General features: G+C 45.8%; 25 protein-coding genes. 16 read left to right on the top strand and 9 right to left on the bottom strand.

Going from position 1 to position 24,685, the window contains the following annotated elements; genetic code table 11:
* The first annotated feature begins 6 nt into the window (after positions 1-6).
* The 4 genes from ftsA to lpxC all read left to right on the top strand — a co-directional run bounded on the left by ftsA (position 7) and on the right by lpxC (position 4,179).
* Positions 7-1,236: a cell division protein FtsA gene (gene ftsA / locus A2X74_RS09685; RefSeq protein ID WP_015420351.1), complete on the top strand. Its 1,230-nt coding sequence runs from the start codon at positions 7-9 to the stop codon at positions 1,234-1,236.
* A gap of 45 nt (positions 1,237-1,281) precedes the next feature.
* The gene (gene ftsZ, locus A2X74_RS09690) at positions 1,282-2,622 is read left to right on the top strand and encodes a cell division protein FtsZ (RefSeq protein WP_293624521.1); all 1,341 of its coding nucleotides are present in this window, start codon (positions 1,282-1,284) and stop codon (positions 2,620-2,622) included.
* Between the two features lie 112 nt (positions 2,623-2,734).
* Positions 2,735-3,235: a peroxiredoxin gene (locus A2X74_RS09695; protein WP_293624519.1), complete on the top strand. Its 501-nt coding sequence runs from the start codon at positions 2,735-2,737 to the stop codon at positions 3,233-3,235.
* 29 nt (positions 3,236-3,264) lie between these two features.
* Positions 3,265-4,179 (top strand): UDP-3-O-acyl-N-acetylglucosamine deacetylase, encoded by a 915-nt coding sequence (gene lpxC / locus A2X74_RS09700; RefSeq protein WP_293624517.1) that lies wholly within the window; start codon positions 3,265-3,267, stop codon positions 4,177-4,179.
* Between the two features lie 2 nt (positions 4,180-4,181).
* Here lpxC and A2X74_RS09705 read toward each other — a convergent pair whose 3' ends face one another.
* On the bottom strand, positions 4,182-4,685 hold the full coding sequence (locus tag A2X74_RS09705) for a hypothetical protein (protein ID WP_299765516.1): 504 nt from the start codon (positions 4,683-4,685) through the stop codon (positions 4,182-4,184).
* 54 nt (positions 4,686-4,739) lie between these two features.
* Here A2X74_RS09705 and secA point away from each other — a divergent pair, with 54 nt between their 5' ends.
* From secA to A2X74_RS09750, 9 genes are all read left to right on the top strand, one after another.
* Entirely contained in the window at positions 4,740-7,505 is a 2,766-nt protein-coding gene (gene secA, locus A2X74_RS09710; protein WP_293624513.1) for a preprotein translocase subunit SecA, read from the top strand.
* A gap of 162 nt (positions 7,506-7,667) precedes the next feature.
* Positions 7,668-8,144 (top strand): 4Fe-4S dicluster domain-containing protein, encoded by a 477-nt coding sequence (locus A2X74_RS09715; RefSeq protein WP_293624511.1) that lies wholly within the window; start codon positions 7,668-7,670, stop codon positions 8,142-8,144.
* Positions 8,145-8,163: 19 nt separating this feature from the next.
* Positions 8,164-10,011 (top strand): aldehyde ferredoxin oxidoreductase family protein, encoded by a 1,848-nt coding sequence (locus A2X74_RS09720; RefSeq protein WP_293624509.1) that lies wholly within the window; start codon positions 8,164-8,166, stop codon positions 10,009-10,011.
* 10 nt (positions 10,012-10,021) lie between these two features.
* A complete protein-coding gene (locus tag A2X74_RS09725; RefSeq protein ID WP_293624507.1) occupies positions 10,022-11,278 on the top strand; it encodes an FAD-dependent oxidoreductase in 1,257 nt (418 codons plus the stop codon).
* A 9-nt stretch (positions 11,279-11,287) separates the two neighbouring features.
* Positions 11,288-11,542 carry a MoaD/ThiS family protein gene (locus A2X74_RS09730; protein ID WP_293624505.1) on the top strand — a complete coding sequence of 85 codons (255 nt, stop codon included), beginning with the start codon at positions 11,288-11,290 and terminating at the stop codon, positions 11,540-11,542.
* 40 nt (positions 11,543-11,582) lie between these two features.
* On the top strand, positions 11,583-11,858 hold the full coding sequence (locus A2X74_RS09735) for a hypothetical protein (RefSeq protein WP_293624503.1): 276 nt from the start codon (positions 11,583-11,585) through the stop codon (positions 11,856-11,858).
* A gap of 37 nt (positions 11,859-11,895) precedes the next feature.
* Positions 11,896-13,131, top strand: a complete 1,236-nt coding sequence (gene argJ / locus A2X74_RS09740; protein WP_293624501.1) for a bifunctional glutamate N-acetyltransferase/amino-acid acetyltransferase ArgJ — start codon at positions 11,896-11,898, stop codon at positions 13,129-13,131.
* Positions 13,132-13,142: 11 nt separating this feature from the next.
* Positions 13,143-14,003 carry an ATP-binding protein gene (locus tag A2X74_RS09745; RefSeq protein WP_293624499.1) on the top strand — a complete coding sequence of 287 codons (861 nt, stop codon included), beginning with the start codon at positions 13,143-13,145 and terminating at the stop codon, positions 14,001-14,003.
* Positions 14,004-14,012: 9 nt separating this feature from the next.
* Positions 14,013-14,429, top strand: a complete 417-nt coding sequence (locus A2X74_RS09750; RefSeq protein ID WP_293624497.1) for an NUDIX domain-containing protein — start codon at positions 14,013-14,015, stop codon at positions 14,427-14,429.
* On the opposite strand, the gene zapD is transcribed toward A2X74_RS09750, so the two are convergent.
* The 6 genes from zapD to A2X74_RS09780 are packed head-to-tail and all read right to left on the bottom strand — an operon-like array spanning position 14,426 to position 19,751.
* Complete coding sequence (gene zapD / locus A2X74_RS09755) at positions 14,426-15,178, bottom strand: cell division protein ZapD (protein WP_293624495.1); 753 nt, start codon at positions 15,176-15,178, stop codon at positions 14,426-14,428. The two genes, A2X74_RS09750 and zapD, sit on opposite strands and share 4 nt — an antisense overlap.
* A gap of 35 nt (positions 15,179-15,213) precedes the next feature.
* A complete protein-coding gene (gene coaE / locus A2X74_RS09760) occupies positions 15,214-15,813 on the bottom strand; it encodes a dephospho-CoA kinase (protein WP_293624579.1) in 600 nt (199 codons plus the stop codon).
* Positions 15,814-15,830: 17 nt separating this feature from the next.
* On the bottom strand, positions 15,831-16,322 hold the full coding sequence (locus tag A2X74_RS09765; RefSeq protein ID WP_293624493.1) for an A24 family peptidase: 492 nt from the start codon (positions 16,320-16,322) through the stop codon (positions 15,831-15,833).
* An 8-nt stretch (positions 16,323-16,330) separates the two neighbouring features.
* Positions 16,331-17,404, bottom strand: coding sequence for a type II secretion system F family protein (locus A2X74_RS09770; RefSeq protein ID WP_293624491.1), 1,074 nt, complete (start codon positions 17,402-17,404; stop codon positions 16,331-16,333).
* A complete protein-coding gene (locus tag A2X74_RS09775) occupies positions 17,395-18,465 on the bottom strand; it encodes a GspE/PulE family protein (protein WP_293624489.1) in 1,071 nt (356 codons plus the stop codon). Before A2X74_RS09775 ends, A2X74_RS09770 begins: the two co-directional genes overlap by 10 nt.
* Positions 18,462-19,751: a CNNM domain-containing protein gene (locus A2X74_RS09780; protein ID WP_293624487.1), complete on the bottom strand. Its 1,290-nt coding sequence runs from the start codon at positions 19,749-19,751 to the stop codon at positions 18,462-18,464. Before A2X74_RS09780 ends, A2X74_RS09775 begins: the two co-directional genes overlap by 4 nt.
* Positions 19,752-19,868: 117 nt before the next feature.
* Here A2X74_RS09780 and A2X74_RS09785 point away from each other — a divergent pair, with 117 nt between their 5' ends.
* Positions 19,869-20,363 (top strand): methylated-DNA--[protein]-cysteine S-methyltransferase, encoded by a 495-nt coding sequence (locus A2X74_RS09785; RefSeq protein WP_293624485.1) that lies wholly within the window; start codon positions 19,869-19,871, stop codon positions 20,361-20,363.
* Here the strand turns inward: A2X74_RS09785 and A2X74_RS09790 are convergent.
* The gene (locus tag A2X74_RS09790; protein ID WP_293624483.1) at positions 20,360-21,349 is read right to left on the bottom strand and encodes a squalene/phytoene synthase family protein; all 990 of its coding nucleotides are present in this window, start codon (positions 21,347-21,349) and stop codon (positions 20,360-20,362) included. The genes A2X74_RS09785 and A2X74_RS09790 overlap by 4 nt on opposite strands.
* 107 nt (positions 21,350-21,456) lie before the next feature.
* Here A2X74_RS09790 and A2X74_RS09795 point away from each other — a divergent pair, with 107 nt between their 5' ends.
* Together A2X74_RS09795 and A2X74_RS09800 are read left to right on the top strand one after the other, a co-directional pair.
* Positions 21,457-22,872 carry a sodium:solute symporter family protein gene (locus tag A2X74_RS09795; RefSeq protein ID WP_293624481.1) on the top strand — a complete coding sequence of 472 codons (1,416 nt, stop codon included), beginning with the start codon at positions 21,457-21,459 and terminating at the stop codon, positions 22,870-22,872.
* Between the two features lie 101 nt (positions 22,873-22,973).
* A complete protein-coding gene (locus A2X74_RS09800; protein ID WP_293624479.1) occupies positions 22,974-23,993 on the top strand; it encodes a 2-dehydropantoate 2-reductase in 1,020 nt (339 codons plus the stop codon).
* 98 nt (positions 23,994-24,091) lie between these two features.
* On the opposite strand, the gene A2X74_RS09805 is transcribed toward A2X74_RS09800, so the two are convergent.
* Positions 24,092-24,685 (bottom strand): IS3 family transposase (locus A2X74_RS09805; protein WP_299765524.1); only part of this gene is annotated, 594 nt, incomplete at its 5' end.

Below are 24,685 nucleotides of genomic sequence, written 5' to 3' on the forward strand. Positions count from 1 at the left end.
ATGAGAATGAGTAAAGACAACCGTGATTTATTGGTCGGATTAGATATTGGAACTTCCAAGGTAGTTGCTTTGGTTGCTGAATTGGGGGTTGATGGCCAATTTAATGTGGTTGGTGTCGGCCAAACTGCGTCCAAAGGTCTGAAGAAGGGTGTAGTTGTCAACATTGAGGCTACTGTCCAATCCATCCAAAAAGCGCTTGAAGAGGCTGAGGTCATGGCTGATCGCCAGATCGTGCAAGTGTTTACCGGTATTGCTGGAAATCATATTGTCAGCTTTAACTCTAGCGGTATGGTGGCTATTCGCGACAAAGAAGTTAGTGCTGGTGATGTCGAGCGTGTTTTAGAAACTGCTAAAGCAATCAATATTCCAACAGATCAGCAAATCCTTCATATTCTTGTCCAAGAATTCATTATTGATGGACAGGAAGATGTTCGCGAACCAATCGGAATGAGCGGACTTCGTCTTGAAGTAAAGGTCCATATTGTTACTGGCGCTGTTAGTGCTGCACAAAATATTGTGAAGTGTGTCCGTCGTTGTGGTTTAGAGGTCAATGATTTAATTTTGCAACCTCTCGCATCAAGCTTGGCTGTGCTCACAGAAGATGAAAAAGAGTTGGGCGTTGTCTTGGTCGATATTGGTGGCGGCACAACTGATATCGCAATCTATTGCCAAGGTTCCATTCGCCATACTGCGGTGATTCCGATTGCGGGCGATCAAATTACCAATGACATTGCAATGGCCTTGCGGACCCCGACGATTGATGCGGAAGATTTAAAAATTCAGTACGGCATCGCTCGTCAAGATATGGCAGACCCGACCACCATGATTGATGTGCCTGGTGTAGGTGATCGCGAGCCGCGACCAATGTCTAAGCAAGCCTTAGCTGCAGTGATCGAGCCACGTGTTGAAGAGTTGTTCACTTTAGTGCGAGGTGTGGTGCGTGATTCTGGTTACGAAGATATGGTGTCTTCAGGGATCGTGCTCACTGGTGGAACTTCTTTAATGCCAGGCATGGTGGAGCTTGCTGAGCAAGTCTTCTTACGTCCTGCACGTATCGGTACGCCTGAATATCGTGGGCACTTACACGAAGTCTTACGTAGCCCAAGATTTGCTACCAGCATCGGTTTATTAATGGAAGGCCAGGCTCAGTTGTTGCGTGGTCGTCGAGTATCTCAGTCAGGCGCATTGCAAAGTGTGATTTCGCGCATGAAGGAATGGTTCGCAGGAAATTTTTAAGTTTTTCGTCGTCGTCAATGTAGTACTTATTACCTAGGAGGGTATATGGAATTTGAAATGTTAGATCAAGAAACAGCCGGCAAAACCATTATTAAAGTGGTTGGAGTTGGTGGTGCAGGTGGTAATGCAGTTCAGCACATGATTCGTCGCGGTGTTAATGGCGTAGAGTTTATTTGCATGAACACCGATGCTGGCGCTTTACAGCGTTCTGAGGCATCTGTGAATTTGCAACTAGGCTCTAGCGGACTCGGTGCTGGCGCAAAACCTGAAATTGGAGCGGCTTCTGCTGAAGAGGCACGTGCACGTATTGCAGATACATTGCAAGGTGCGCATATGGTATTCATCACAGCTGGTATGGGTGGTGGAACAGGTACTGGTGCAGCCCCAATCGTTGCTCAGGTTGCCAAAGAGATGGGTATCTTGACTGTTGGAGTAATTAGCAAGCCATTTGATTTTGAAGGCGTCAAGCGTCTTAAGGTTGCCGAGAATGGTGCAGCTGAACTCGAGTCATATGTAGATTCATTGATCGTGGTTCTCAATGAGAAACTATTTGAAGTGATGGGTGAAGATGCTGAGTTTGATAAGGCATTTGCATGCGCCGATGATGTATTGCATAACGCTGTTTCAGGTATTGCAGAAATCATTAACGTTCAAGGTTTGATCAACGTCGACTTTGAGGATGTGAAAACAGTGATGGGCGAGCAAGGCAAGGCGATGATGGGAACGGCAACCGTTTCTGGCATGGATCGTGCACGTTTAGCCGCTGAAGCTGCTGTTGCTTCACCACTGCTTGAAGGTGTGGATCTGTCTGGTGCGCGCGGCGTATTGGTCAACATTACTGCTAGTCGTTCACTTAAATTGTCTGAGACTCGTGAAGTGATGGCGGCGATTCGCGGTTACGCAGCGGATGATGCCACTGTGATCTTCGGTACCGTATACGACGAAAGCTTGGGTGATGCTTTACGCGTTACTGTTGTGGCTACTGGTTTGAATAACCCACAAGCGCGTCAAAGCCATCAACCAGAAGTGGTTTGGAGACAAGCTACAGGTACACATGATGCGATGCCAACCATGGCTGACTTAAACAGCTTTGCTCCAGCAAGCGCATCAGCGGCAATGAGTAAAGTAGGCTTGGACTCAGCTCTGAACACTAGTGCTGGTTTGGCAATGACAGGTGCCGGTAGTGCGCCTGTCATGGCTGCTCAGCCAGCCACTAGCGGTGTTGATTACAGTCAATATGATCTGCCACGGGTATTCCGTAGTTCACGTGAGGCTACACCAGCCCCTACATTAGGTGCTGATAGCTCTCCACAGGCAAAAACCATGCTTGATAAAGGGGCTGATTACTATGAAATCCCAGCTTTTTTACGTAAGCAAGCAGATTAATTAACTGCTTAATACAATAGGTACTTGCAGAATGCCAGCGCGGCGCCCCTCCGGACGACGAATCCCGCGCTTGCATTGGCATGTTAAATAACAATTACTTATTGGAGATGTCATGATTGCTGTCGGACAAAAATTACCAAACGCTACTCTTTATGAGTTTTTAGATGAAGCGAGTGAAGGTTGCGCTATTGGGCCAAATGCATTTGAAGTTGAGAAATTAACTGCTGGAAAAAAGATTGTGATCTTTGCACTACCTGGTGCATTTACACCTACCTGCTCAGCAAAGCATGTTCCTAGCTATGTTGAGCACTTTGATGCAATCAAAGCAAAAGGTGTTGATGAAATTTGGTGTATCTCGGTAAACGACCCATTTGTCATGGGTGCTTGGGGCCGTGATCAAAAGGTTGGAAAAAAGATTCGCATGTTGGGTGATGGTAGTGCTGAGTTCACTAAGAAACTTGGGCTCGAGTTGGATTTGACTGCGCGCGGCTTGGGCCTTCGTTCTGATCGCTATGCCATGATTGTTGAAAATGGTGTAGTAACAACTTTGGATCGTGAAGCGCCTGGTAAGTTTGAAGTGAGTGATGCTGCTTCCATTTTGAAGAAGCTTTAAGAGAAATATTCCTGAATTTAGATATAGCCATGATGAAGCAACGCACAATCGCCACCCCAATTAAAACCGTGGGGATTGGCTTGCACTCTGGGCGTAAGGTGACCTTATCTATTAAGCCTGCACCGGTAAATTCAGGAATTCTATTTGTACGTGTAGACACCCCAGAGCAATCAGTCGTACCGGCTACTGCTCTGGCGGTTTGCGATACTCGCCTGGCTTCAGTAATTCAAAAAGATGGAGTACGTGTATCCACGGTGGAGCATTTGCTTTCAGCATGTGCAGGCCTGGGACTTGATAATTTATTGATCGAGCTTGATGGCGAAGAAGTTCCCATCATGGATGGTAGTGCAGCCTCCTTTCTGTTCTTAATGGAATCAGCTGGCATTGCTGAGCAAGAGGCACCAAGACAGTTCGTGGTGATAAAAAAACCTATAGAGGTCAAAGAGGGCGACAAGCTTGCGCGCCTAGAGCCTTTTTTTGGGTTTAAATTGGATTTCACAATTGACTTTAAGCATCCAGCAGTCGATAAGACGGGTCAGCGTTTTATAGTCGACTTTGCTGAACACGCGTATCGAAGTGAGATTGGTCGTGCTAGAACTTTTGGCTTTGCTCATGAAGTTGAAGCATTGCGAGGAATGGGATTAGCGCGTGGTGGAAGTTTGGATAATGCGATTGTGCTTGATGAGCATCGCATTCTGAATAACGAAGAATTGCGTTACGAAGACGAGTTTGTTCGTCACAAAATTCTGGATGCCATTGGCGATCTATATTTAGTCGGACATCCGATCGTGGGCTCTTATGTTGCTGAAAAATCAGGACATGCCTTAAATAACGCGCTTTTGCGTAAGCTTTTGGAAGATCCAAGCGCTTATGAAATTAGTAGTTTTGCCGAAAATAAGGCTCCGTCAGCCTATTCAAAAGAGAGTCAGCCCCTCTTTTTCTAGGTTTATTGAGGTTTGCTTCGAAGAAGGCGTTCGACCGCCTTGCGCAGATCAGAATCTGGCGCCAATTTATCTAGTAGTGATTCCCAAGAAGCTCTCGCTACAGAGTTAAACCCTCTTGGCTTCTGGCTTGCTTGATGCCCCTCGCGAGGTTTAATTTCCCAGGTCGGTGGCGCAGGCTTAAGACGCACTTTGATATTGCTGCAAACCACCCCTTTTTTAGCTAACTCATTGATTAAACTGGGTAATATTTGCTGAAGACGGGTGGCAACACTTGCTCCGTTGACCAGCAAAAACAGTTCATTCTGGCCGCCAGAACGCCATCCAGGCTCAATTTTGGGTGCCAAGTTATCCAAATCCATTTCAAGCAGAGCAGCCTTGAGAGCAACTTTGAGTTTGGCTAGATCTTCAGTTTTGGCCAAAATGCTACCTAAGCCCTCAGAGTCACGCAAATACTCCAGCCACTCATGGGCGGCTTTAGTGCGGACGGGTTTAGGGGCAAAGTTCATATAAAAAGAGGGTGCGGGTGATAAACTCAAGGTCTTAATTTACTTCAATATCCCATGGTAATCGGTCTTCTTAAAACCCTGGTCGGCAGTCGAAACGACCGCCTCTTGAAACAGTATCGCAAAGTGGTTGCCAAGGTTGGCGCTTTCGAGCCTAGCCTGCAAGCTTTGGATGATGCCGCATTGCAAGCAAAAACTGCTGAGTTCAAGTCGCGTTTAGCTGCGGGCGAGTCATTGGATGATATTGCACCAGAGGCTTTTGCAGTAGTTCGTGAGGCTAGCTCACGAGTGATGAAGATGCGCCATTTTGATGCGCAGATGATGGGCGGACTTGCATTACATCAAGGCAAGATTGCTGAAATGGGAACGGGTGAAGGTAAGACCTTAACCGCTACGCTCCCTGTGTATTTAAATGCCTTAACCGGTAAAGGTGTTCACGTTATCACGGTAAATGATTACTTGGCTCAGCGAGATGCCGAGTGGATGGCAACGCTCTACAATTTCTTGGGCATGAAGGTGGGTGTCAATCTGTCACAGATGGATCACACCACTAAGCAAGAAGCTTATGCCGCTGATATCACCTACGGTACCAATAATGAGTTTGGCTTTGATTACCTTCGTGACAATATGGTGCAAGATTTGGGTCAACGTGTTCAGCGTGGCCTAGCTTATGCGATTGTGGACGAGGTTGACTCGATTCTGATTGATGAGGCACGTACCCCATTAATCATTTCTGGTCAGGCTGAAGATCATACTGATTTGTACATCAAGATTAATGCATTACCAGCTTACTTAGAGCGTCAAATTGGCGAAGAAAAAGCCGACGGTACTGGTGTTGAAAAGCCAGGCGATTATTGGGTAGATGAAAAGTCCCAGCAAGTTTATTTAACAGAGCGTGGTCATGACAAAGCAGAAGCAGTCTTAGTTGACCTGGGTGCTTTAAATGATGGCGATTCTTTGTACTCCCCGCAAAATATTACTTTGATGCATCACGTGTACGCAGCATTGCGCGCACACTCTTTGTATCACCGTGACCAACATTATGTTGTTCAGAATAAAGAAGTCATCATTGTTGATGAGTTCACTGGTCGCTTAATGCAGGGTCGTCGTTGGTCTGATGGTTTACATCAAGCAGTTGAGGCCAAAGAGGGCGTTCCGATTCAGAATGAGAATCAAACTCTAGCCACCATTACTTTCCAGAATTACTTCCGCATGTACGGCAAGTTGGCTGGTATGACTGGTACTGCTGACACAGAAGCATATGAGTTCAAGGAAATTTATAACCTTGAGACAGTAGTTATTCCGCCAAACCGCATCAGTCAAAGAAAAGATCGTCAAGACCAGATCTTTAAGACTTCGCGTGAGCGCTATGATGCGGTGATCAAAGATATTGAGGATTGTTATGAGCGTGGCCAACCTGTATTAGTTGGAACGACTTCAATCGAAAACTCAGAGTTAATCGCAGGCCTACTGACTCAGCGTAAGTTGCCGCATCAAGTTCTTAACGCGAAGCAACATGCTCGGGAAGCGGAGATCATTGCTCAAGCCGGTAGACCAAAGATGATCACCATTGCCACCAATATGGCTGGTCGTGGAACAGATATCGTTTTAGGTGGAAACGTTGGCAAGCAATCTTCTTTGATTGAAGCGGATGCCGCGCTTTCAGATGCAGAAAAATCCGCCAAGATTAAGATTCTGCAAGATGAATGGCAAAGTTTGCATGATCAAGTTTTAGCTGCGGGTGGTTTACACATTATTGGTACAGAGCGTCACGAGAGTCGACGTATTGATAATCAGCTGCGCGGTCGTGCTGGTCGTCAAGGTGACTCAGGCTCTTCTCGTTTTTACCTTTCTTTAGATGATGCACTTCTGCGTATTTTTGCTGGAGAACGTCTGCGTGCAGTAATGGATCGTCTCAAAATGCCGGATGGCGAACCTATTGAAGCTGGTATGGTGACTCGTTCAATTGAGTCTGCTCAGCGTAAGGTTGAAGGCCGCAACTTTGATATTCGTAAACAGTTGTTGGAGTATGACGACGTTGCTAATGATCAGCGTAAAGAAACTTATCGCCTCAGAAATGAAGTGTTGGAAAGCGATGATGTTGGCGATCTGATTGCCAATTTGCGTGAAGATGTGTTGCGTGGTGTTTGTGCGCTATATGTTCCTTTAGAATCCATGGAAGAGCAGTGGGACTTAGTTGGCCTGGAAAATGTATTGGCTAGCGATTGGGGTTTAACTGTCGACCTGAAAAATTGGGTTGAAAATGCGGAATCTATGGACGATGAGCAAATCGTTGATCGCGTTCTCGAGGCAGCAAAAGAGACATACGATGCAAAAGTAGAACTTTCTGGACGTCCATCTTTTGCTGGATTTGAGCGCTCTGTTTTGCTCTACAGCTTAGATACCCATTGGCGCGAGCATTTAGCTGCCTTGGATCATTTGCGTCAAGGCATCCATTTACGTGGCTATGCTCAAAAAGATCCGAAACAAGAATATCGCCGCGAAGCATTCGAGCTGTATGGTGAGTTGCTTAACGTTATTAAGAATGACGTTGTAAAAAACATCATGACAGTCCAAATTCGTAGTGCAAGCGAGTTAGATGAAGCCTCCGAGTCAATGAATGAGGACTTGGCCAAACTCTCAGATGTGCAGTATCAGCATGCCGATGCAGAGCTTGAGGTGGCTGGATCAACTGGCGATCTTGGTGCGGCAATTGAAATAGCTCCAGCACCAATTCGCACAGGTCCTAAGATCGGTCGCAATGACCCTTGTACTTGTGGCAGTGGTAAGAAGTACAAAAATTGCTGCGGTGCACTCGCATAAACAACTGGTAAATTTATTATCGAATTTAAATGGGGGCCTTGGCCTCCATTTCTATTTTCTGTCTGCCATCTAGGGCTTTCCCTAGCTATCTAGATGTGTAAGGATCGCTGAAGATGTTCACTTATATGCAAGAAATTGCAGTTATGAGCCAAAGGAACCAGTATGCAAAAGTCCCTGCACATCAATGCAGATAAATGCACAAGCTGTCTTCAATGTGAGATGGCTTGCAGTTATGAGCACTATGGAGTGTTTAATACCTCTAAGTCACGAATTAAAGTATTTGAGTTTCACGATACAGGGAAGAAGGTTCCCTATACCTGTACTCAGTGTGCGGAGGCTTGGTGTCTTCAGGCTTGCCCTGTGGATGCAATTAGCTTGGATATCCTCACTGGCGCGAAGGTCGTTTCAGATGACACGTGTGTAGGTTGCAAGGTTTGTACGATTTCTTGCCCTTTTGGAACAATTAATTATGTTCAAGACACTGGTAAGGTGCAGAAGTGCGACTTGTGCGGTGGCGACCCAGCTTGTGCAACCGCTTGCCCAACTCAGGCGATTACCTATGTGGATGCCGATTGGACTGGTTTAGACAAAATGCGCGAGTGGGCAGACAGACTCGGCAATCAAAGTAGCTCCAACTAAAAAGCATAGGAAAACGATCATGTCATGGGCTGGAAAATTACTACGCGTTAATTTAACTTCAGGCACTTGTGTCTCGGAGTCAATCAATATGCAGTGGGCTAAAGAATATTTAGGTTCGCGGGGATTGGCATCAAAGTATTTGGTCGAAGAGTTGGATCCAAAGGTAGACCCACTTTCTACTGAAAATAAAATGATTTGGGCTACAGGTCCTCTTACTGGAACAATGGCATCGACTGGTGGTCGATACACTGTAGTGACTAAAGGCCCACTGACGGGTGCTATTGCCTGCTCCAACTCCGGCGGCTACTGGGGCGCAGAGCTAAAAATGGCTGGGTGGGATATGGTGATTGTCGAAGGCAAATCCCCTAAGCCGGTTTATTTATATATTGAGAACGATAAAGCAGAGTTGATCGACGCCTCTGATTTGTGGGGCAAAACTGTTTGGGAAACAGAGCCTGCAATTAAGACTAAACATCAAGATCCCCAAATTCGAGTTTCTTGTATTGGACGTGCCGGTGAAAATGAAGTTCTATATGCAGCAATCGTTAATGATTTGCATCGTGCCGCCGGTCGTTCTGGCGTCGGTGCGGTGATGGGAAGTAAAAATTTAAAAGCTGTTGCTGTTCGGGGTACAAAAGGTGTTGGTAATATAAAAAATCCTAAAGCCTTTATGGAGGCGACGCGAGCAGGTAAAGCAGTGTTAGCGGGTAATGGTGTCACCGGGGAAGGTTTGCCAACTTATGGCACCCAAGTATTGATGAATGTGATCAATGAAGTTGGTGCATTGCCAACCCGCAATCACCAAGATGTTCAGTTTGATGGCGCTAAGGATATTTCTGCTGAGGCGATGGCTACCCCACGTGCATCAGATGGGAAGGCACATCTAGTAACTAATCAAGCTTGCTTTGCATGCACTATCGCCTGTGGCCGCATCTCAAAAATCGATGACACACATTTTTCAATTGAAAATAAGCCTCAGTATATGAACGCCTCGGGTGGCTTAGAGTATGAGGCAGCCTGGGCTCTGGGTGCTGCAAATGGCGTAAATGATTTAGAGGCATTGCAGTTTGCCAACATGTTGTGTAATGAGGATGGATTTGATCCTATTTCTTTTGGCGCAACCGTGGGTGCCGTCATGGAAATGTATGAAATGGGCGTCCTAACAAAAGAGCAGCTTGGTATTGAGGCTCCCTTTGGTTCTGCTAAAGCACTGTGTTACTTCGCAGAAATCACTGCAAATGGTGTTGGTTTTGGGAAAGAGCTTGGACTTGGTTCTGCACGTTTGACCAAAAAATACGGTCAGCCCGACCTCTCTATGAGCGTCAAGGGTCAAGAATTTCCTGCATATGATGGGCGCGTGATTCAGGGTATTGGCTTGGCGTATGCAACTTCAAACCGTGGCGCATGTCACTTACGCGGCTACACGATTGCCTCTGAGGTTTTAGGTATTCCGGTGAAGACTGAGCCAGCTGATACACAAGGCAAGCCAGAGCTAGTAAAGGCATTTCAAGATGCAACTGCTGCATTTGACTCAGCAGGGATTTGTATTTTTACGAGCTTTGCTTGGACTCTTGCAGATGTGGCACCACAACTGCAGGCCGCATGTGGAGACGAGTTTACGGTAGAGAACTTAACTACGATTGGTGAGCGAATTTGGAATATGGAGCGTGACTTTAATAATCGCGCAGGCTTCACCAGCAAGGACGATAAATTACCGAAGCGCTTGATGACAGAAGCTGCAAAAACTGGTCCAGGCAAGGGTACTGTGAGTGGTTTAGATAAGATGCTACCCGAGTACTATAAGATTCGTGGCTGGGATCCTGAGGGTCGTCCGAGTGCAGAAACGCTTAAGCGTCTTGGTCTTTAAGATCTTTTAGATGAAGCACGTTATTTTAGGGAATGGTCCTGCGGGAGTAATTGCCGCAGAGACCATACGCAAGCGCTCACCCTCTGATCAAATTGTCATGATTGGTTCTGAAGATGTGCCACCTTATTCGCGGATGGCAATCCCTTATTTATTAATGGGGAACATTCAAGAGTCAGGGACTTATTTACGCAAAGATCCTCACCATTTTGATAGGTTAAAGATTGAGCAGTTACATGGTCGTGTAGATGCCGTGGATTGCAAAACCAAGGAGCTAGTCCTTCGAGGGGGAGCCCGGATTACTTTCGACAAGCTGCTGATTGCAGCTGGCTCCGTACCCGTACAGCCGCCTATTCCAGGCATTCAATTGCCTGGAGTACATTCTTGCTGGACCATGGAGGATGCCAGGACTATTGCATCAATTGCCAAGCCTGGTGCTCGGGTACTACAGATGGGTGCGGGTTTTATTGGCTGCATTATTTTGGAGGCTTTAGCTAGTCGAGATGTAAAGCTGGCGGTAGTAGAGATGGGCGACCGTATGGTGCCTAGGATGATGACAGAACTTGCGGGCGGCATGATTAAGGAGTGGGTTCAGTCTAAAGGTGTTGATGTGTTCACTGGTACACGAGTGGAGGAAATTTCCTCATCTGGATCCGTATTGAGCGTTAAGCTTTCGAATGGCAAAGTCCTAGAGGTGGATCTTATTATTTCGGCAACCGGAGTAAAGCCAAATATTGGGTGCCTTCAAAATTCAGGACTCGAGATTCATACTGGCGTTCTAGTAAATGAGCGTATGCAAACATCTCATCCCGATATTTATGCTGCAGGTGATGTTGCTGAGGGGATTGATTTTTCAACCGGGAATCGAATTGTGAATGCAATTCAGCCCAATGCAGCCGATCAAGCGCGAATTGCAGGTATTGCGATGACTGGTGGAGATGCCCAAAGTCTTGGGGCATTGCAAATCAATGTGCTAGATACGCTAGGATTGATTTCGTCCTCATTTGGTTTATGGTCTGGCGCAAAAGACGGTGATCATGTAGAGATTGTTGATCGAGAGCATTTCAAGTATCTCCGTTTGGAGTTCTTGGGCGATATTTTGATTGGAGCTACTTGCGTAGGGGCGACCGATCACATTGGGGTATTGCGAGGCCTCATTCAATCCAAGACTCGACTAGGTGAATGGAAGTCACATTTATTGCGTGACCCAGCACAAGCAATGGAAGCTTACTTAGCAAAAGGGCAAGCACAATCCACCTGGATGAATTAAGCTTTAAGTATGCAAGTTACCTTAAAGTTGTTTGCCGGTCTGGCAAGTTACCTACCGCCCTCCAAGAAAAATGGAGTAGAGGCGGATATCGTCGTTCCTGAAGGAAGCACTATTGGGGACATGATTGAGTTGTACAAAATTCCTAGTAAGTCAGTACACCTGGTAATGGTGAATGGAGTTTACGTAAATCCAGATCAGCGTATTTCTTATGTTCTTAAGGAAAATGACGCCCTAGCCATTTGCCCTCCAGTTGCAGGTGGTTAGTTCTTTGTCGGGCAGCGCTGTTTTTGAGGTCAAGCGTGAGATGGGGTGTACTCCAGACGATCTAGTCCGTTGGCTGCCAGAAGCCTTAAGCGATCTATACCAGCAAACCTCCCTTGTCATTGATGATCGCGAGCTTCTTCTTAGCCCCCATTCTCGGATTAGGATGTGTGGGACCACTTTAAAGAGTCGCAAAATTGCACTTTTAAGTATTCCAGTGCTAGAGCTGGCCATTACGTTTGATACATTGTTTTCTGCTGAGCAAATTCAGACCATCTTAGATCGCTTTGATCTTTATACTCGGAGAGGTGGCGGATAGCCCTCTCCTATTAATACCCCTTGTTTTAGAAGCTTATATGACAGTTAACTTACCACTCCCCCAAAAAGACCAACTAAAGCCTGTGAAGGGTTTTCAGATGGGTATCGCCGAAGCTGGAATCAAAAAGGCCAATCGCAAAGATCTATTGGTGATGACTTTGGTGCCTGGCTCTCAAGTTGCCGGTGCTTTTACTTTAAATCGATTTTGTGCTGCGCCAGTTCAGGTTTGTAAAGAGCATTTAGCTTCGGATGGAGCAAAGGGTGAGATTCGTGCTTTGGTAGTCAATACCGGAAATGCAAATGCGGGAACTGGTGAGCGGGGTATGAAGGATGCTTTATCCACTTGTACCGAATTAGCAAGGGAACTGAAGCTCAACCCAGAGCAAATTCTGCCGTTTTCAACCGGCGTGATTCTGGAGCCACTACCGATCGATAGATTGATTTCTGGCTTGCCTAAAGCAGTTGCTAACCTAGGCGAAGACCATTGGCTTGATGCTGCAGAAGCCATCATGACTACTGATACTCAACCTAAAGCTGCGTCCATGACAGTGGATACTCCATCTGGACTTGTGACCATTACCGGTATTTGCAAGGGTGCCGGCATGATCCATCCTAATATGGCAACGATGTTGGGGTTCATTGCAACTGATGCTGGTTTTGCTCAAGGCTTGCTTAATCAACTGACGCGTGAGATTGCTGATCTTTCATTTAACGCGATCACGATTGATGGCGATACCTCAACCAATGATTCTTTCATCATCATGGCAACTGGTCAGTCCTCGGCGCAGATTCAATCTGTTGCTGAACCTAGTTATGCCTTAGTTAGAGCCGCATTAATCGATCTCGCCCGTAAGCTTGCTCAAATGATTGTGAGGGATGGTGAAGGAGCAACTAAATTTATTACGATTGATGTGCAGGGTGGTAAGACGGAGGTGGAGTGCCGCTTAGTAGCCGAGGCGGTGGCCCATTCACCATTAGTAAAGACGGCTTTCTTTGCTAGCGACCCCAACCTAGGCCGCATTCTTGCGGCGATTGGTTATGCTGGAATCACTGACCTTGACGTTAACCAAGTGCAAATGTGGCTTGGCGATGTTTGGGTTGCTAAGAATGGCGGCCGACATCCTGATTACCAAGAGGCTGACGGCCAGAGGGTGATGCAGGCTCCAGAAATTACTGTCAAGATTGACTTGGGTCGTGGATCGGCGCAGCAGACGATGTGGACTTGTGATTTATCACATGACTATGTTTCCATTAACGCTGACTACCGCTCATAGGAATTCATGAAATGAATGAAAAATTAGAGCAACTCCTCAACCACCTGGAAACATTTTTACCAAAGCAGTTAACGGAAGAGCAGTGGAAATCTTCAACCGCTTTTAGGTGGCGTCGTCGCGATAGTATCTTTGGAAGCATTGGTTTTTTGCAGCCAGTCAAGCATGTTTCAGATATCACCTTTGAGGATCTAAAAAATATTGATCGTCAACGTGATGCGATTCGTGACAACACCAAAAACTTTATTCAGGGCAAGCCTGCTAATAATATTTTGTTAACGGGTGCACGTGGCACAGGAAAGTCCTCACTCATTAAAGCAAGCTTGCATGAGTTTGCTGGCCAGGGCTTGCGTTTGGTCGAAGTTGAAAAAGAGCATTTAGCGGACTTAGCTGACATTACGGATTTATTAGCTGACCGCCCAGAGCGCTTCATTATTTTTTGCGATGATCTCTCATTTGAAGATGGGGAATCGGGTTATAAGGCTATGAAGTCTGCTTTGGATGGCTCTGTATCAGCACAAGTCGACAATATTTTGATTTATGCTACATCTAACCGACGTCACCTCTTGCCTGAATATATGAAGGACAACGAAGGTTACGTTCATGGGGACGATGGAGAAATTCATCCGGGTGAAGTGGTTGAGGAAAAGATTTCTCTATCAGAGCGTTTTGGTTTATGGCTTTCTTTTTACCCACCAAAGCAAGATGAGTATCTAGAAATTGTTGCTCATTGGTTACGCCATTTTGGCTTGAGTGATACCCAGATTGAGGGCGCTCGATCTGAAGCATTGGTGTGGGCATTAGAGAGAGGTTCGCGTTCTGGTCGTGTGGCTTGGCAGTTTGCTAAGCACTGGGCCGGCTCGCACACCGCTTAAAGTATTTTGATGAGTGACTCTAACCGCCCTGTGACTGAAGTCGCTGCCGGGATTCTATTGGATGCAGAAGGGCGCTATCTTCTGGGTCAGCGCCCAGAGGGTAAGCCTTACGCTGGTTACTGGGAAGTACCAGGTGGAAAAATTGAAGCTGGCGAATCGGTATTCGCAGCACTCAAGCGTGAATTACAAGAAGAGCTCGGTATTGATATTGAATCTAGCGAAGAGCTAGTTGTCTTGGAACATGACTATCCACATGCGTATGTTCGTTTGCATGTCAGCATTATTCGAAAATGGAGCGGAACGCCTACGGGGTGTGAGGGTCAAGCGCTATCTTGGCAATTACTCAGTGGTGTGCTTCCGACGGTAGAGCCTTTATTGCCGGCTGCTTGGCCCATGCTGGAAAAGCTAAAACTACTAAAGATTTAGAGCTGGCAGAGGGTGAGTCTAAAAGGTACATCCTCATTCAAGATCTGCGGTTTTCTATCTTGATCAATCTTCAGAAAGCGAATCGATAAAAGATATTTGTTGGCGCTGATTTCTGAAAAGAGGCTATCATCTTCTACAGCGATACGCATCAATTGATAGACCTTACCAGAAGGTGCTTGTTGATATGCACCTTGATGCGCAACAACATCTTTCGCCTCTCCTGACTGACGGAGCAGTCTCAAGAAAATTTGGCAAGCCTCATGCCATGGCAAAAGTGGAGCAACATATTTTTCCAATAACTCCCTGCGTTGAGTCGAGGGAGTATTTTTCCAGGCATGATAGCTTGGCAAATCAATCGGACTTGTTCCACCAGGAATATTTAATCGAGTGCGAATAGCATTTAGCCACTCACTCTCAGTAATTGCAGAATTTGGTTTACCCATCGATTGATTAATATTTAATGCGGCTTTATCAATCTCAGATAGCGTTTGTGTCAATGCCTCTTGATCTACCTTTTGGGAAGACTTTAAACCGTTCAATGCATATTTTTGACGCTCAAATTCTTTTAGCAACAAGGATTTGATGTCACCTCGTGATCCAATATCACCCAAGTCAAACAACATCGCAATTGCATTGTGATGTAGCTCTGGATCATCTGAGCGGAGGAAATGATTGAAGCGGGCGAACAAGTACTCCAGCCGAAGCATGCTTCGAACTAATTCATTGAAGGGGTATTCGTAGACAATCACAAGCCTATATTCTATGACGAACTTAGGCGTTCTTCTTAAATTTTGAGCAATTGTTGGTGCAGACTCAGAACCTCTGATTTGAGCTCATCCAGACTGCCCTGATTTTTAAGAACGGTGTTAGCTGCTGCTAGACGGACATTGCGACTCGTTTGCGCATTGAGAATATTCTCCACATCGAGGCGGGTCATATTGCTGCGGTGCATCACTCTTTGGATTTGAGTCTCTTCTGGGCAATCAACCACAATGAGGTAGTCAATCAGCTTTACCCAAGATCCAGACTCAATGAGCAGCGGGACTACAAAAACAAGGTATGGAACTCCAGATTTAGCCAATCCAAAGGCTTGCTTGGCTGTTTCTTGCTGAATCAAGGGGTGGGTTATTTTCTCCAAAGCTTGACGAGCATTGGAATCTGCAAAAACTAGGGTCCGCATTTTGACTCGATCAAGAGCCCCCTGGGGGTCTATGAAGTCATCCCCAAATTCTTTGGCAATCAATGGAATAGCTTTTCCGCCTGGCGCGGTGATTTGATGGGAAATCAAGTCTGTATCAATCACCCCGGCCCCGAGCTCGCCAAGTAAGTTACTAACTGCCGTCTTGCCAGAACCAATGCCGCCAGTTAAGCCAATTAAAGGAATTTCACCCTTCAAGGCTTTTAGATCAGCTTGGGCAGAATCAAAGTTGGAATGAGTTGGGGCCATAACAGCTCAATAATGCCAGCAATCACTAAAAAGGGGCCAAAAGGAAATGCTTGCTGCAGTTGATGGCCGCGTAATTGGAGCCAGATGATGCCGCCTACTATTCCCGTGACAGAGGCAATCAGGAGGATGCTGGGTAGAGCGCCCCAGCCCAACCAGGCACCTAGCGCCGCTAAGAGTTTGGCATCACCCATGCCAATGCCATTGCGGTTTTTAAGGAGGCGATAAGCGGTATTTAATATCCAAAGTGATGCATATCCTAGGAGCGCCCCGATCAATGCAGCGCTTGGGGTGGTCAGGTGCAGGTCTGCAATTGAGTTAAAAGCAATGCCCAAAAAAATCAAGGGGAATGTGATTGCATTCGGCAGACGAAGGGTCCGCCAATCAATATAGGCTAAGTAAAGCAACGCCAGTACTAGTAGGGATTTGACTATCCAGATGCTTGCCATGAGATCCACTAAATAATTTGCCCTAAATTAAAGATGGGTAGATATAGGATTATGACCAAGCCACCAATAATGGCACCAACAAAAAGAATGAGCGCTGGTTCTAAGCTTTGGCTGAGTGTATTGAGTTGGCTACTCAGCTGAGTTCCTAATGAAGTGGCACGCTTATTTAGCATCTCGGCTAATGCACCACTTTCAGCCCCGATATGAAGTAGCAGCAATGTCTCTAGATCTAGAAGTCGTGATTTAGGGTCTGCTCTTTTGAGTGATTCTCCCAAGGGCCAGCCACGAGTGAGGTGTTTAAATATCTCAGCACTAAAGTCATGACTTACCCAGTGATTTGAAGATTGCGCGGTGATTCTCAGGGCATCTGGAAGCGCTAAACCAGTTTCTAGTAAATGTCCTAAGGTTCGACACCAATGACTGAGTGTTGCCAGTCTAAATAGATTGCCAAAAAATGGTGTGCGTAATAAGAGGGTGTCACAATATTTTTGGAGGGTGCTTGATTTGAGCCAGGAGTAGATAAAGCCTGCGGTTATTACGAGCGCGCTGAGTAATATTTCCAGAAAGTAATTTTGGACCCCTGTGGAAATAGAAATCAGAATTTTGGTTGGCGTAGGTAGCTCAGCCTGAAAGTTTGCAAAAACCTCCTTAAATACAGGTACAACCCAAATCATCATCACCAGCACCAATAGAAAGGAGGTGGTGAGTGTAATTACAGGGTAAGTCAGTGACTGCTGAACTTTTCTTCTCAACTCAATCTGGGCTTCTAGTTGCTGTGAAATTGTCCTGAGTGCCAAGCTGAGATCACCCGTCCTCTCGCTGACCCTAACTAGGTTAAAAAACTCTGGAGAAAATTTGCCATCTTGTGCGCTTAAGCAAAAAGAAAAGCTATTGCCTTTCTGAAGTAGGGTGCGGATATTTTCTAGCCAAATTTGCCATGATTTTGGCGCAGACTGAATTAATAACTGAATAGCATTGAGTAGGGGAAGTCCAGCCTGAAGGAGGGCAAGCATCTGTTGTGCAAAATGCAGTTGTTCAGATTGGCTGAGTTTTCTGGTTAAACCCATTTGTACTAATGCCAAGTCCCAAGCTCCGTATCTAGGGATGCCTTATCTATTAAGCCAGACTTCAGTAGTTGCGTTCCTGCTGAGTAGATATCCAGAGCTTGGGCTGATGCAAATAACTGCTCGCTTCCCAAAACTTCATGAACGCCAATGCGGCCGAAATAGCCAGAGCCTTTGCATAGATTGCAAGGCATTTTGCTTTGCATCGAATTGCACTCTTTGCAGAGTTTTCGAATTAACCTTTGAGAGCTGACACAACGAAGACAGGATTCAATAGACTCTTCATCTATGCCTAGGCTTTTGAGTCTTGCTAAAGCACCAATAGCATTGCGCGTATGGAGCGTGCTTAAAACTAAATGACCTGTTTGGGCTGCCTGGATGGCAAGTTGTGCGCTTGCCGAATCACGTATTTCACCAATCATGATGACATCTGGATCTTGGCGTAGAAGGGCGCGAATAATGGTTGGAAAGTCTAAGCCTGCTTTTGGGTGATAGGCCACCTGATTTACTCCTGGAAGCCGAATTTCAATAGGATCTTCAACAGAGCAAATATTGCGTTGCACTTGGTTTAGTGTGCTCAAGCAGCTATATAAAGTACGTGTCTTGCCACTCCCTGTGGGCCCCGTTACCAGAATTAGTCCATTGGTTTGACCAATAGCATCGCGGACTATTTCAAGCTGCTTTGGCAGTAAGCCAATCTCATCTAGTGATAACTCCCCTAGGCAGTTGGGCAAAATCCTGACCACTGCTTTTTCACCATGCAGGGTGGGAAGAATAGAGACTCGGCAATCAATATTGGGATGGCTAAAGTCATAGCCAATCACAAGACGCCCATCTTGAGGTAAACGCTTTTCTGCAATATCGAGGCGTGCCAATATTTTGATACGCGTGATTAATCGCTCATGCAAATCAATGGGGTATTGGTTTTGTAGGGTGAGGCGACCATCTATTCTCGTGCGTATGATGGTTTCTTGAGATCTCGCCTCAATATGAATATCCGTTGCCCGATTATTTAATGCATCAACAGCGATGTCATGCCAGGTCCGGATAATGTGAGAGTCATGCAGTAGCTCGCTCAATCTTGGTTCGGTTGGCTGAGGGGTTGGTATAGCTTGACTGTTTTTACCCCATGCTCATCAAACTGAACAATTTCCATCACTACGCCCGCAATCCGAATGCTGACGTCGTAATCAGGGATCGCCTCAAGTTTTTCTAGGATCAAACCATTTAGAGTACGCGGTCCATCGAGCGGTAGATCTAGCTTCAGAAGGCGGTTTAAATCTCGTAATGATGCGCTACCGCTAGCAAGATAAGTCCCATCAGCTAACCAATGAGGGTCATTGGAAAGATTCGAGAATGAAGTGGTGAACTCACCGATGAGTTCTTCAACAATGTCTTCAAAAGTGACGAGGCCAAGTACTTCACCATACTCATTAACCACTAAACTCAAGCGCTGCTGGTTATCTTGGAAAAATTGCATCTGCTGAAGAACAGGCGTGCCACTGGGGATGAAGTAGGGTTCATTTAACAAGGATCTGAAGTCTTCATGGTGAAGCTCTGCATTCCCTAGTAATGAGAGTGCTTTTTTAACTGAGAGAATGCCAACGATGCGTTCAGAGTCGCCATCACAAACTGGGAGCTTGTTGTGATAGCAAGTTTCCAATTGCTCAATCACTTCACCAATTGGTCTTGAGAGATCTAATATCTCAATCTTAGACCGCGGTGTCATCACATCATCAACCAAGATATTTTCAAGGTTAAAAAGATTGAGCAGGATATTGCGATGGTGAGCCGAAACAAAACGATTGGATTCGAGTACTAGGCTACGTAACTCCTCTTTGCTCATGACCCTATTTTCAGCTGAAGTTTGAAGGCCAAAAACCTTCATTAATCCAGATACAAAACTATTGATAAACCAGAGCAATGGCTTGAGTATGAAAGTAAGGGGCAGAATGAACCAGCCAACATTGCTGGCAATTTTTTCTGGGAAGGCTGCGCCAATCACTTTTGGGGTGATCTCACTAAAAATAATGATGAGTAGTGCAACGACTAGGGTAGCTATCGATAGCACTAGGCCGCTATCACCAAAAATATGAAGAGCAATGCCGGTAACTAAGATTGGGAGAATGGTATTGATGAGGTTGTTGGAAATCAACAGCACTGAAAGCAGGGAATCAATACGCTTCAATAATCTTTCAGCTAAAGCAGCTCCAGCATTGCCGCCGTTGGCCATAGCGCGTAGGCGATGACGATTGGAAGAAAGCATACTGGTTTCGGCCATGGAAAATAAGCCGGAAAGTGCAAGCAGGAAGATAACTAATGCGACTTGACCAATAAAAGGCCAATCATCAAAAAAAGTGTCCATCAGTGATGTCCGCAAAGAATAAGGAATGTCCAATATAGCAAAGTGCTACTTCACTAGCTATATCCTTATTGGAATCCTGCATGAATTTATTCTTCAATGTGTGTCAGAATCTTCATCATGCCCATCTCTACCTCAGCCGAGTATTGCGTGATATCTGCCCCTTTTGGGTGTCTGGGCGTGCAAACAGAGTTGGTAGACGGTAGTTTGATGATCTCCAAAATCGATTACCTAGCTCCGGGTACCGCGTTAATTTCCCCGAGAAATGCTTTAGCCAAAACATTCTCCAGACAGAGTGCCCAGTATTTCAAGGACGCTTCATCACTATTTGATATTCCCCTAAAGCCCACTGGAACAGTGCATCAGCAAAAAGTGTGGAATGCTACTCTCGGTATTGAGGTAGGAAAGACCAGTACCTACGGTGAGATTGCGAAAAAGATTAAAAGTGGACCTCGTGCAGTTGGGACTGCCTGTGGTGCAAATCCCTATCCTTTGGTTACTCCTTGCCACAGGGTAGTTTCTGCACAGGGTCTTGGGGGTTTTATGAAGGAAGATGCCCCGGGTTTCTATCGCCAGATCAAAATTTGGCTCTTAAAGCACGAGGGTGTGCTTTAAGGATTCTTTGAAGATAGTTTTCTGAGATGACTGGATGCAGCATAAAAGAATGCTTTCATCAGGAATGTATTTTTAGCGGCCAGCTTAGTAAAAGCATAAAAAATCCAAACTGAATTTCTAGATAACTTCACTTCAGATTTATTGCTAAATTCTTTTCTGTCGGCAATTTTCTCAAGCGTCATTACCGCAAGACCGAAAGCAAGAAAGCAGAAGCGTCTCAAACCCACTTCATTTTCTGGAATCAGAAGAATGTAACGCATAGATTCTTGCAGCTTTTCGTAGGCAATATTGAGTAGCATGGTTTGACTCATGCCTACTGGTTTCCAGGAAACGCCACGTGCACGATCTTCTGGTGAGTCCTTCAAAATATTAGTCATTTGTAAAGCTTGACCAAAGGCGATAGCCAGTTGCTCATGCCCTTTGATTTGTCTTGCAAATCCAGAAGAGTAGTTGCTAAAGATGGTTGTCAGTAACTCTCCCACAACACCAGCCACCACATAGCAGTACTCTTCAAATTCTGCGAGATCTTTTAGCCCTTCTTGCGTTTGTCGGCCATGGAAATGGGACATGCCATCGGACATGATTGAAACGCAACGGCTAATCGCTGCCTGATCTGTATCGGGAAAAGTGTGCAGAATTCTAAGGACGGTTGGCGTGTGAGCGATTAAATCGAGCTCATCGACATTGGGGTAGCCTTTTAATGCTTCTAGACAGGGCCTTACAAAAGCCTCCACCGGAATAGTTCCCAGAACTGCCTCTAAAAATAGCTTAGATAGACCCTGCTTTTCTGCTGGATTAAGTTCGGCTGCATCCTCAATCGTGTCAACAATCCGACACAGTAGATAGGTATTCCCGACCACCACCTCAATTGCTGGGGGAAGAAGGGGAATGGTGAGTGCAAAAGTGCGCGATACGGAACCCAAAATCGCCTTTTGATAGGCTAGATCGCTATTAGGGTTCTCAGTCGGGTGTATGGCGGAATTCACCCATGAATTATGTCAGACCAGCTCACTCAAATTTGACCCTTATTGATTAAATCCCATAAGTGACAAGGCCATATAATTTGTCCAAATTCTGAAGGAGTTATTGGGCGATGCTGATTTGGTTTGTCATCATCTATTGGGTAGTATCTGTAGGTATCGGCCTTTGGGCTGCGCTACGGGTCAAAAACACGGCTGACTTTGCTGCAGCAGGCCATAGCCTTCCTCTGCCTATCGTCACCGCTACAGTCTTCGCCACCTGGTTTGGCTCCGAAGCGGTGTTAGGTATCCCAGCTACCTTCCTCAAGGAAGGGTTAGGCGGGATTGTTTCTGATCCTTTCGGATCTTCCCTGTGCCTGATCTTAGTCGGACTCTTTTTTGCTCGTCATCTCTACAACCGCCGCATGCTTACCATTGGTGATTTCTTTCGAGAGAAATATGGCCGTACTGTAGAGGTTTTGGTGACGCTCTGTATTGTGGTTTCCTATTTAGGGTGGGTGGCCGCACAGATTAAAGCCTTGGGACTGGTTTTTAATGTTGTGTCTGAAGGCGGTATCACGCAAACAGCCGGCATGTTAATTGGCGCTGGTAGCGTTCTGATTTATACGCTCTTTGGGGGCATGTGGTCGGTGGCAATTACCGACTTCATTCAGATGATCATCATTGTGGTGGGCATGCTTTATATCGGTGGCGAGATAACAGCCCAAACTGGTGGTGTTGGTGTAGTTTTTGAGCATGCAGTTGCTGCCGGCCAGTTTTCCAATTTCTGGCCCGATATGAATCTCGCTTCTATCCTTGGATTTACAGCCGCTTTATGCACGATGATGTTGGGCTCTATTCCACAGCAGGATGTGTTTCAGAGGATCACATCCTCTAAGAATGTGAACATTGCAGTGCAAGCTGCTTTGTTAGGAGGGGTTCTGTACTTTGTCTTCGCGTTTGTTCCGCTGTATTTGGCTTACTCTGCAACCATCATTAGTCCAGATCTAGTGAAGCAGTATTTATATACAGATCCACAAATGATCTTGCCAAAACTGATTTTGAACCATGCCCCACTGATCGCGCAGGTGATGTTTTTTGGTGCCTTACTATCAGCTATCAAGAGTTGCGCCAGCGCTACATTGCTCGCGCCATCCGTTACATTTGCTGAAAATATTGTAAGAGGCTTTTTTAAGCATTTGTCTGATCAAGACTTATTGAAGGTCATGCGAATTACCGTGCTTTGCTTCACAGCGGTGGTTACTTTTTTTGCCATCAACTCTAATTTATCGATTTTTAAGATGGTTGAAAATGCCTATAAGGTAACTTTGGTTGCAGCTTTTGTACCACTCGCTTTTGGGGTGTATTGGTCCAGAGCAAATTCTTTGGGTGGCTTATTAGCTGTCATTTGTGGTTTGGTTATATGGATCAGTTGTGAGGTTCTTGCCCCTGAGGCTATTCTCCCCCCTCAGTTAGCAGGCCTTTTGGCTAGTATTGCCGGCATGCTTTTGGGTGGATTGGTGCCTAGGGCTAGATTGATTGCAAGTTGACCCAAATTGCTTAAATATTAGGCAGAATATTTTGTTGCACCGCAAAATGTTCGCCTCTAAAATGACACTAATTCAAAATTTCTTATCTTTATGGAGTTCTTATGAAAATCTGTGTGATCGGTGGAGGGGGCGCGATTGGCGGTTACCTTGCTGTCATGTTGGCGCGAGCCGGTAATGACGTTACTGTGGTTGCGCGCGGTGCAACATTGGCTGCAATCAAAGAGCGTGGCCTAGCATTAATTATGGATGATCAACCTGAGCCTTTAGTGGCGCAGGTAAAAGCAGTTGAAAAAATTCGCGATGCTGAGACTCCAGATGTGGTGATTTTGGCTGTGAAGGCGCACCAAGTTGAGCCGATCATTGATGATCTTGCCGCAATCATGGGTCCAGAAACGATTTTGATTCCGATGCAAAACGGAATTCCTTGGTGGTACTTCCAGAAGTTGGGTGGAGACTATCAGGATCACTCTGTTGAAACAGTCGATGCTGGTGGTGTTGCGAAGAATGCAATCAACCCAAATAACATTATTGGTTGCGTAGTGTATCCAGCAACCTTTACTCAAGCCCCTGGCGTGATTCGTCACGTTGAAGGCAATCGCTTCCCATTGGGTGAGTTAGATGGCAAGCAGACCGAGCGTATTCAGAAGATGTCTGAAATGATGTCTGCGGCTGGATTTAAGTCACCAATCCTGGAAGACATTCGCTCTGAGATTTGGTTGAAGTTGTGGGGCAATATGACTTTTAATCCAATTAGCTCTCTGACTCATGGAACCTTGGAAGGTATTTGCCAATATCCACTCACTAAAGAGTTGGCTCGCAACATGATGGCCGAAGCACAAACGATTGCCGAGAAGTTGGGTGTCACTTTCCGTGTCGACATTGAACGTCGTATTGCTGGCGCTGAAAAAGTCGGAAAACATAAAACATCCATGTTGCAAGACTTAGAAGCAGGCCGTAGCTTAGAGATTGACGCCTTGTTGGGCTCAGTAATTGAGCTTGGCAAGATTACCGAGACACCTACACCTTGCCTCAATACCGTCTTTGCATTAACAAAGTACCTTGATGAAAACGTTCAAGCTTCTAAAGGTAGCTTGGCATTGCCATCTGTTTCTGGTTACTAAGCCTCTGCAGAAATAGGTAGATTCAACACCTAAAGTAATTGAGTATTAAAAAACCCTCACCACTAAATGAACTGACCCACAAAAGTTGGACAGTTTAGTTAGGTTACCAGAAGGGATTGAGTTCGGTATTGCACTGGGCTCAATCCCTTTAGTTTTTGTTTAATTCGATCATGGTTGTAGTAGTGGATATATTCCTCTAGTCCCGCTTTAAATGACTGCACGCTCTCAAACTTCTCTTGGTAGAAGAACTCTGTCTTCATCATCCCAAACCAGTTTTCCATGACAGCGTTATCTAAGCAATTGCCTTTTCTAGACATGCTTTGAGTAATACCCTTTTGCTTAAGCATCTGTTGGTAGGGTGCGATTCGATAATGCCAACCTTGGTCTGAGTGCAGCATAGGCTTGTCTTTGGATTGGAGTCTCTTAAAGGCTTTTTGAAGCATTTGCATCACCATATTCATTTGGGGGCGGTCGGCGATCTCGTACGAGATGATCTCTTGGTTATATAGATCTAATACGGGTGAGAGATACACCTTGTGACCTAAGACATTGAACTGCGTGACATCGGTTACCCACTTTTGATTGGGTTTAGCTGCACTGAACTTACGCTCCAGTAAATTGGGCGCTGCCTTGCCTTCAGGACCCTTATAGGATTGATAGCGCTTGGGTCTCACGGTCGATTTAAGGTGAAG

Origin of the sequence: Polynucleobacter sp. GWA2_45_21 (assembly GCF_001830325.1) — a bacterium.
Taxonomy (GTDB): Bacteria; Pseudomonadota; Gammaproteobacteria; order Burkholderiales; family Burkholderiaceae; genus Polynucleobacter.

Coding starts and splice junctions, on each gene's coding strand:
- A2X74_RS09745 (WP_293624499.1), top strand. CDS start 13,143: ATGAATGAAAAATTAGAGCAACTCCTCAACCACCTGGAAACATTTTTA.
- A2X74_RS09785 (WP_293624485.1), top strand. CDS start 19,869: ATGCCCATCTCTACCTCAGCCGAGTATTGCGTGATATCTGCCCCTTTT.
- A2X74_RS09725 (WP_293624507.1), top strand. CDS start 10,022: ATGAAGCACGTTATTTTAGGGAATGGTCCTGCGGGAGTAATTGCCGCA.
- argJ (WP_293624501.1), top strand. CDS start 11,896: ATGACAGTTAACTTACCACTCCCCCAAAAAGACCAACTAAAGCCTGTG.
- A2X74_RS09715 (WP_293624511.1), top strand. CDS start 7,668: ATGCAAAAGTCCCTGCACATCAATGCAGATAAATGCACAAGCTGTCTT.
- A2X74_RS09750 (WP_293624497.1), top strand. CDS start 14,013: ATGAGTGACTCTAACCGCCCTGTGACTGAAGTCGCTGCCGGGATTCTA.
- A2X74_RS09795 (WP_293624481.1), top strand. CDS start 21,457: ATGCTGATTTGGTTTGTCATCATCTATTGGGTAGTATCTGTAGGTATC.
- secA (WP_293624513.1), top strand. CDS start 4,740: ATGGTAATCGGTCTTCTTAAAACCCTGGTCGGCAGTCGAAACGACCGC.
- ftsZ (WP_293624521.1), top strand. CDS start 1,282: ATGGAATTTGAAATGTTAGATCAAGAAACAGCCGGCAAAACCATTATT.
- A2X74_RS09695 (WP_293624519.1), top strand. CDS start 2,735: ATGATTGCTGTCGGACAAAAATTACCAAACGCTACTCTTTATGAGTTT.
- A2X74_RS09800 (WP_293624479.1), top strand. CDS start 22,974: ATGAAAATCTGTGTGATCGGTGGAGGGGGCGCGATTGGCGGTTACCTT.
- A2X74_RS09765 (WP_293624493.1), bottom strand. CDS start 16,322: ATGGCAAGCATCTGGATAGTCAAATCCCTACTAGTACTGGCGTTGCTT.
- A2X74_RS09720 (WP_293624509.1), top strand. CDS start 8,164: ATGTCATGGGCTGGAAAATTACTACGCGTTAATTTAACTTCAGGCACT.
- ftsA (WP_015420351.1), top strand. CDS start 7: ATGAGTAAAGACAACCGTGATTTATTGGTCGGATTAGATATTGGAACT.
- A2X74_RS09780 (WP_293624487.1), bottom strand. CDS start 19,751: ATGGACACTTTTTTTGATGATTGGCCTTTTATTGGTCAAGTCGCATTA.
- A2X74_RS09705 (WP_299765516.1), bottom strand. CDS start 4,685: ATGAACTTTGCCCCTAAACCCGTCCGCACTAAAGCCGCCCATGAGTGG.
- A2X74_RS09730 (WP_293624505.1), top strand. CDS start 11,288: ATGCAAGTTACCTTAAAGTTGTTTGCCGGTCTGGCAAGTTACCTACCG.
- lpxC (WP_293624517.1), top strand. CDS start 3,265: ATGATGAAGCAACGCACAATCGCCACCCCAATTAAAACCGTGGGGATT.
- A2X74_RS09735 (WP_293624503.1), top strand. CDS start 11,583: ATGGGGTGTACTCCAGACGATCTAGTCCGTTGGCTGCCAGAAGCCTTA.